Annotated in this window: 7 protein-coding genes; 4 read left to right on the top strand and 3 right to left on the bottom strand. The window is 60.8% G+C overall.

Annotation, left to right across the window (positions count from 1 at the left end; genetic code table 11):
* Positions 1–561: 561 nt before the first annotated feature.
* Together cysQ and nudE are read right to left on the bottom strand one after the other, a co-directional pair.
* Positions 562–1404, bottom strand: a complete 843-nt coding sequence (gene cysQ, locus GE543_RS19005; RefSeq protein WP_153222139.1) for a 3'(2'),5'-bisphosphate nucleotidase CysQ — start codon at positions 1402–1404, stop codon at positions 562–564.
* On the bottom strand, positions 1401–1967 hold the full coding sequence (gene nudE, locus GE543_RS19000; RefSeq protein WP_003372295.1) for an ADP compounds hydrolase NudE: 567 nt from the start codon (positions 1965–1967) through the stop codon (positions 1401–1403). The genes cysQ and nudE overlap by 4 nt, the downstream gene beginning before the upstream one ends.
* 97 nt (positions 1968–2064) lie before the next feature.
* Here nudE and yrfG point away from each other — a divergent pair, with 97 nt between their 5' ends.
* The gene (gene yrfG, locus GE543_RS18995; RefSeq protein ID WP_003343604.1) at positions 2065–2727 is read left to right on the top strand and encodes a GMP/IMP nucleotidase; all 663 of its coding nucleotides are present in this window, start codon (positions 2065–2067) and stop codon (positions 2725–2727) included.
* Positions 2728–2771: 44 nt separating this feature from the next.
* Here the strand turns inward: yrfG and lysM are convergent, their stop codons facing one another.
* Positions 2772–3212 (bottom strand): peptidoglycan-binding protein LysM, encoded by a 441-nt coding sequence (lysM, locus tag GE543_RS18990; RefSeq protein ID WP_153222138.1) that lies wholly within the window; start codon positions 3210–3212, stop codon positions 2772–2774.
* Positions 3213–3362: 150 nt separating this feature from the next.
* On the opposite strand from lysM, the gene GE543_RS18985 reads away from it, so the two are divergent.
* From GE543_RS18985 to GE543_RS18975, 3 genes are all read left to right on the top strand, one after another.
* Positions 3363–4244: a LysR family transcriptional regulator gene (locus tag GE543_RS18985; RefSeq protein WP_153222137.1), complete on the top strand. Its 882-nt coding sequence runs from the start codon at positions 3363–3365 to the stop codon at positions 4242–4244.
* 103 nt (positions 4245–4347) lie between these two features.
* Complete coding sequence (gene fdhD / locus GE543_RS18980; protein WP_003420321.1) at positions 4348–5184, top strand: formate dehydrogenase accessory sulfurtransferase FdhD; 837 nt, start codon at positions 4348–4350, stop codon at positions 5182–5184.
* A complete protein-coding gene (locus GE543_RS18975; protein ID WP_371927196.1) occupies positions 5181–7517 on the top strand; it encodes an FdhF/YdeP family oxidoreductase in 2337 nt (778 codons plus the stop codon). The genes fdhD and GE543_RS18975 overlap by 4 nt, the downstream gene beginning before the upstream one ends.
* Positions 7518–7724: the final 207 nt, after the last annotated feature.

Below are 7724 nucleotides of genomic sequence, written 5' to 3'. Positions count from 1 at the left end.
TTTGTCGGGCAGTTCGTGTTGCGCCAGTGAGGCTGCGCATAGTGGATGAACTGGACGCAGACCTGTGGGAGCGAGCTTGCTCGCGAAGAGGCCGGTGCAATCGGCAAAAATTCATCGCCTGAACCATCGCCTTCGCGAGCAAGCTCCCCACAAGAACGCGCCTGACCCTGCATACCTGTATCAAGCGAAGAACACGCCGTGCGCCTTTGCACTGGTGAAACTGTCTCAGCGCCATATGCAGACCTGTGGGAGCCAACTGCTCGCGAAGAGGCCGGTGCAATCGGCAAAAATTCATCGCTTGAACAATCGCCTTCGCGAGCAAGCTCGCTCCCACAAGAACGCGCCTGACCCTGCATACTTGTATCAAGCGAAGAACACGCCGTGCGCCTTTGCACTGGTGAAACTGTCTCAGCGTTGTACGCAGACCTGTGGGAGCGAGCTTGCTCGCGAAGAGGCCGGTGCAACCGGCAAAAATTCGTCGCCTGAACCATCGCCTTCGCGAGCAAGCGAAGTGTCGCCCGGTTCGCCTACGCTCGCCGGGCAGAGGCCTTGAAGCTGGCCTCAGGACTGCGCCAGCACCAGCAGTTTGTCGCGCCATTCGGCGTTGGCCGGCAGGGCCAGGAAGAACGGGTTGAGCAGCGATTCGCGCGCCGGGTAGCTGAACGGCTGGCCGTCCAGTTGCAACACTTCGCCTCCTGCACCTTCAAGCACGCCCTGCGCCGCAGCGGTGTCCCATTGCGAGGTCGGGGCCAGGCGTGGGTAGCAGTCGGCGGCGCCTTCGGCCAGCAGGCAGAATTTCAGTGAGCTGCCGATGTTGGTCAGTTGCAAATGACCCAGCCCGTTCGACAGGCCGGCGAGCAAATGCTCCTGCTCGGGGCTGGAATGGCGGCGGCTGGCGACCACGGTAAAGGTCTGCCCTTCGCCAAGCTGGTTGCGCACGGCGATCGGCTGGATGTGGTCGACGCCGTCACTGCGCCAGGCACCCAGCCCGGCACCGCCGAAGTAACAGCGGTTGTTGGTGGGCATCGAGACCACGCCGAATACCACGCGGCCGCGTTCGATCAGCGCGACGTTGACGGTGAACTCTTCACTGCCGGAGATGAACTCCTTGGTGCCGTCCAGCGGATCGACCAGCCACCAGCGCTCCCAGCTTGCCCGCTCGCTGAAGGGGATGTCCGCGTCCTCTTCGGAGAGCACGTGAATGTCCGGGTCAAGCGCCTGCAGGCCCTCGACCAACACCTGATGGGCGGCCAGATCAGCGGCGGTCACCGGCGAGTCGTCAGTCTTGGTGGTCACGGTGACATTGGCGCGCCAGAACGGCAGGATCACTTCGCCCGCCAGTCGCGTCAGTTCAATCACCGGGGCGAGCAGCGGATGTGGCAGGTTGTGCAACGAGTCGGTCATGGCTGGAACAATCCACGCTGGGTCAGCAGGTCACGTGTGAGGTACAGCGCGGCCAGCGCCCGGCCTTCGCTGAACTGGGCATTCTGGGCAAGGCTCGACAGCTCGCGCAGGTTGATCCGGTCGACCCGGATCGGCTCGGGCTCGTCGCCTTCCAGCCGCTCTTCGTACAGGTCGGTGGCCAGCACCACCTGAATTTTCTGGCTCATGTAGCCCGGGGACAGCGATAGCTCGGTCAACAATTCCAGCTCCCGCGCACCGAACCCGGCCTCTTCCTTGAGTTCACGGTTGGCGGCCGCCAGCACGTCTTCGCCCGGCTCGATCAGGCCCTTGGGCAGGGACAGCTCGTAGGCATCGGTGCCGCCGCAATATTCTTCGATCAGCACAGCGTGATCGGCATCGAGCATGGCCACGATCATCACCGCCCCAGGGCCCGTGCCTTTGCTGGCCAGACGCTCATAGGTCCGCTCGACGCCATTGGCAAAGCGCAATTGCAGCTCTTCAACGCGGAACAGACGACTACTGGCGACGATTGCGCGGGCAAGTACGGTAGGTTTCTGACGCATGACAGGCTCCTTTACATGAACGAGGTACTATACCGAGCTTTTCCCGATGTCTGTGTCGGATATGCTTACCCGCTATCAACCCCCTGACGAGGCCAGAATGCTTTCCATGCCCTGGAGCGAAATCGATACCGTCCTGCTGGATATGGACGGCACGTTGCTCGACCTGCATTACGACGAACACTTCTGGATGCAGCACCTGCCGCAGCGCTACGCCGAACTGCACGGCGTCAGTTTCGCCATGGCCTGGCTGGAATTGAAACCGCTGTTCGAAAACAACGCGGGCACGCTCAACTGGTACTGCCTGGATTTCTGGAGCGCCGAGCTTAACCTGTCGGTCCGCGACCTGAAACGCGAAATCGCCCACATGATTGCGCTGCGCCCGGACGCCGAGACGTTTCTGGCGGCCCTGCAAAAAGCCGGCAAGCGGGTGATCATGATCACCAATGCGCACCGTGATTCGTTGTCGCTGAAGATGGAGCGAATCGAGCTGGCGCCTTATTTCGAACGCCTGATCAGCTCTCACGATTACGGCTTTCCCAAGGAAAGCCAGCATTTCTGGGACGCCCTGAAGGCCGAAACAGCGTTCGACCCGGCACGCAGTCTGTTTATCGACGACACCCTGCCGATCCTGCGCAGCGCTCGACACTTCGGTGTAGCTCATTTGCTGGCAGTCAGCCAGCCCAACAGCCAGAAAGGCCCGAAAGACACCGAAGAGTTCGCCGCAGTGGACGACTATCGGGAGCTGAGCAAGGGATTGTAAGCAACGCCATGTGCCCGCCTGAAAAGGCGGGCAGCGTCTTCAGATCACTTCGGAATGCGCAGCTTCTGACCTGGATAGATCTTGTCCGCGCTCTTGAGCATCGGCTTGTTGGCTTCAAAGATTTTCTGGTACTGGTTGGCATCGTGATACACGCGCTTGGAAATAGCGCTGAGGGTGTCGCCCGGCATCACTTCGACGTATTCGGATTCAGAAGTCTCGCCGCCCGCAACAGTCATCTGGTCGTCGACTTTATCCACGCCATGAATATTACCCAGCGTCACGACAATCTTTTCCCTCTCCTCCTGATTGGCGACCTGGCCTTTCACGGTGACAGTGCTGCCGTTGACTTCGGTCTGCACATTGGGGTTGCCCAGACCGGCTTCGGAGATATGCTTTCTCAGCAACTCATCGGCGTTGGCTTTATCTGGCAGAAGTGCATCCAGAATTTTCTCGCCTGCTTCCTTGATGAAACTGATCAGACTCATTTTCTGGTTCTCCGTAAGTAGGTTTAAGGAATAGCGTGATGAGTGTAGCCCTTGTAAATCAAGGGCTGCAGGCTTCCGACCAACGTAGCTCGACCATCGTTCAGCCTGAGCGCGTAGAATCGGCTGTCTGGACGGCTCATCGGAGTGAACATGGACATCAAGCAACTTAAATTTCTGATCGCCCTCGACGAGACGAGGCACTTCGGCCAGGCGGCTGCGCGCTGCAACATCACCCAGCCGACGCTGTCGATGCGCCTGCGCAATCTGGAAGAAGAGCTTGGCTTGCCACTGGTCAATCGCGGCCAGCGCTTCGAAGGTTTCACCGCACCAGGCGAACGCGTATTGGCCTGGGCACGCACGGTACTGGCTGCCTACGACGGCCTGCAGGCTGAAGCGGCCGCCTGCCGCGGTCATCTGGTCGGGACGCTGCGCCTGGGCGTGGTGCCGCTGTCGAGCTTCGATCCGCTGCCATTGCTGCACCGACTGCACCATCTGCACCCCAATCTGCGTTTCGAGCTGTCGTCACTCAGCTCCGAGCAAGTGCTGGAGCAACTGGCAAGCAATCGTATCGACCTGGGCGTCTCGTACCTGGAGCGGCTGGACAACGAGCGTTTCGATTCGCTGCCCCTGGACGACACGCGCATGGGCCTGCTGTACGACCGTCGGCACTTTTCGTTTGGCGACGATCCCTTGAGCTGGGCCGATCTGGTCGAGCTTCCACTGGGCATGCTGACCAGCGGCATGCATTTTCGCCAGTCGATCGATCACAACTTCCACAGCCGCGGCCTGCAACCCAACCCGCTGATACAAACCGATGCCGTTCATCAGTTGCTGCAAGCCGTACATGGCGGTTTTTGCTGCGCGATCATGCCGCTGGATGGCGGACTGGAAACGCTCACCGAACATCTGCGCCTGCATCCGATTGCCGACTCCCGGACTTTGGCCCGGCTGGGGTTGATCATGCGCCGCAGTGCGCCGCGCTCGGCACTGGCTGAAGCCTGTTTTGCGCTGGTAGCCGAAATACCGCGTTAGGGCGCTGATCGACGTCATCTATCGGGGCATCAGCACTAGCGATTAGACGATTTCACATAACGGGCCTAGTCTTGCAGATGTCATTCTGCCGGTATTTCAGCCCATGCCCGTTACGCGCAAGGTCAGCTCGGCGTCCTTTGCTACGCCAGCCCCCGAAGCAAGCCAGTCCTACAGCTACTCGAATCTCGAGGGCACGGCCTCTGCACGCAACGAACTTGCCGAAGAAGTGGCACTGGCGATTGCCTACAACGGCATTAGCCAGGCGGTCATGCTGGTCAGCCCGACCGATCTGGAAGACTTTATCGTCGGATTCAGCCTGGGCAGCGGCATCATTGCCTCGCATGACGAAATCTACGACTTCAAACTCAGCGGTTGCGGCTCGGCGATGCAGGCCGAGGTCGAGATCGCCAGCCGCGCGTTCTGGGAACTCAAGCAGCAGCGCCGGCAACTGGCTGGCACCAGCGGCTGCGGACTGTGTGGCGTTGAAGCCGTCGAGCAGGCATTGCCTGATCTGAAGGCCCTGCCCGGCGCGCCCCTACCACCGATCGAATGGCTGGAAGGCCTGCGTCAGCGCATCGGCGAGTTCCAGCCGCTTGGCCGCCATTGCGGCGCTGTGCACGCGGCGGTGTTCATGGACGGCAACGGCCAGTTGCTGCTGGGCCGTGAAGACATCGGCCGCCATAACGCGCTGGACAAACTGATCGGCGCCTTGATCCGCCAGGACATCCCCCTGGCCGGCGGCGTCGCCATCGTGACCAGCCGCTGCAGCCTGGAACTGATTCAGAAAGTATTGCGCGCCGGCATCCAGACGCTGGTCAGCCTGTCGTCGCCCACCGGCCTGGCCCTGCAATGGGCCCGCCGTCATAACCTCAATTTAATTCACCTGCCGCAGCACAGTGCGCCGCGGGTCTATAGCCCTGCGATGGAGATTCAAGCGTGAGCACTCATCATCAAGCCGACAAGACACCAACCCCTCGCTACAAGCCGTACAAAGGTGCGGCAGGCGGATGGGGCGCACTGATCAGCGTGACGCAACACTGGCTGGGCAGTGACAACGCGCTGAAGAACCTGCGCATGATGCTCAAGACCAACCAGAACGGTGGTTTCGACTGCCCGGGCTGCGCCTGGGGTGATTCGCCGGAAAGCGGCATGGTCAAGTTCTGCGAGAACGGCGCCAAGGCGGTGAACTGGGAAGCGACCAAGCGCCGTGTCGACCCGGCCTTCTTCGCCCGCTACAGCGTCAGCTCGTTGATGGAGCAGAGTGATTACTGGCTTGAGTATCAGGGTCGCCTGACCGAGCCGATGACTTATGACGCGGAAACCGACCGTTACAAGCCGATCAGCTGGGACAACGCGTTTGCGCTGATCGCCAAGCACCTGAAGAACCTGCCCAGCCCGAACATGGCCGAGTTCTACACCTCGGGTCGCGCCAGCAACGAAGCGGCGTACCTGTATCAACTGTTCGTGCGCGCCTACGGCACCAACAACTTCCCGGACTGCTCGAACATGTGCCACGAGGCCAGCGGCGTAGCACTGTCGCAAAGCGTCGGCGTCGGCAAGGGCACCGTGACCTTCGAGGATTTCGAACACGCCGATGCCATCTTCGTCCTCGGTCAGAACCCCGGCACCAACCACCCGCGCATGCTCGAGCCTTTGCGTGAAGCGGTCCAGCGCGGCGCCCAGGTAGTGTGCGTGAACCCGCTCAAAGAGCGCGGCCTGGAGCGTTTCCAGCATCCGCAGCACCCGGTCGAGATGCTCACCAACGGCGACCGCCCGACCAACACCGCCTACTTCCGCCCTGCCCTGGGTGGCGACATGGCGCTGTTGCGCGGCATGGCCAAGTTCCTGCTGCAATGGGAGCGCGAGGCGCAGGCCAACAACGCACCTTCGGTGTTCGATCATGCGTTCCTCAACGAACACACCGAAGGTGTACTCGAATACCTGGCCGCCATCGATGACACGTCCTGGGACGCCATCGTCGAGCAGTCCGGCCTGCCGCTGAGCGACATCGAACAGTCGGCACGCATGTACGCCAAGGGCAAGAACGTGATCATGTGCTGGGCAATGGGGATCACCCAGCACCGCCACTCGGTGCCGACCATCCAGGAAATCGCCAACCTGATGCTGCTGCGCGGCAACATCGGTCGTCCGGGTGCCGGTCTGTGCCCGGTGCGCGGTCACAGTAACGTGCAGGGCGACCGCACCATGGGCATCAACGAACGCCCACCGGTGTTCCTGCTCGATGCGCTGGAAAAACGCTTCCAGTTCAAAGTGCCCCGCGAAAACGGCCACAACGTCGTAGAAGCCATTCACGCCATGGCCGAAGGCCGCGCCAAGGTGTTCATCGCGCTGGGCGGCAACTTCGCCCAAGCCACCCCGGACAGCCATCGCACCGCCGAAGCGCTCAGCAAGTGCGATCTGACCGTACAGATCAGCACCAAGCTGAACCGCAGCCACCTGTTCCACGGCAAGGACGCGCTGATCCTGCCGTGCTTCGGCCGTACCGACATCGATATCCAGGCCAACGGCCCACAAGCCGTCACCGTGGAAGATTCGTTCAGCATGGTCCACGCTTCCAACGGCCAGTTGAAGCCGTCCTCGAAGCAAATGCGTTCCGAGCCTGCGATCATCGCCGGTATCGCCAACGCAACGCTGGGCAAGACGCCTGTCGACTGGCTGTGGCTGGTCGAGGACTACAACCGGATTCGTGACCTGATCGCCGACACCATCCCCGGCTTCAAGGATTTCAACGAGCGCGTCAAGCACCCGGGTGGCTTCTACCTGGGTAACGCTGCTGGCGCACGTCGCTGGAACACTGCGTCGACCCGCGCCAACTTCAAGTCCAACGCGCTGCCGTTGACTCTGATCAATGAACACGTCAGCTCGACGGGGCAGATCCCGGACCTGATCATGCAATCGATGCGCTCGCACGATCAGTACAACACCACCATCTATGGCCTGGACGACCGTTATCGCGGCGTTAAAGGTCAGCGTGACGTGCTGTTCGTCAACGAAGCCGACATCATCCGTCTGGGCTTCCAGCCGGGGCAGAAGGCGGACCTGATTTCGATCTGGAGTGATAACCGCGAGCGCCGCGTCAAAGGCTTCACGTTGCTGCCGTTCGATATTCCGGCCGGTCAGGCTGCCGCCTACTACCCAGAGGTCAACCCGCTGGTGCCTCTGGAAAGCGTGGGTGATGGCAGCAGCACGCCGACATCGAAGTTCGTTGCCATTCGCCTCGAGCGCTCGGCAGAGTCGGCACGCATCCTCTGACGTCCCTGAAAGACGCCCACAAAAAAGGCCCGCTTCACTGGAAGCGGGCCTTTTGCAAGTAACCTCAGACTCTCTTTTCCGACTTAAGTTCCTTAGCCAAAACAATAACTTAGCAGTTTGTGTGGCAATCGTGTTACTCGTCGGAATTGCATTGCTACATTCTTCACTTGACACCAAGATCGCGGCGTCATCCCTATGAGATTCCAT

Origin of the sequence: Pseudomonas sp. SZ57, assembly GCF_009495975.1 — a bacterium.
Classification (GTDB): Bacteria; Pseudomonadota; Gammaproteobacteria; order Pseudomonadales; family Pseudomonadaceae; genus Aquipseudomonas; species Aquipseudomonas syringae.
This window is presented reverse-complemented; position numbering and strand designations above follow the sequence as displayed.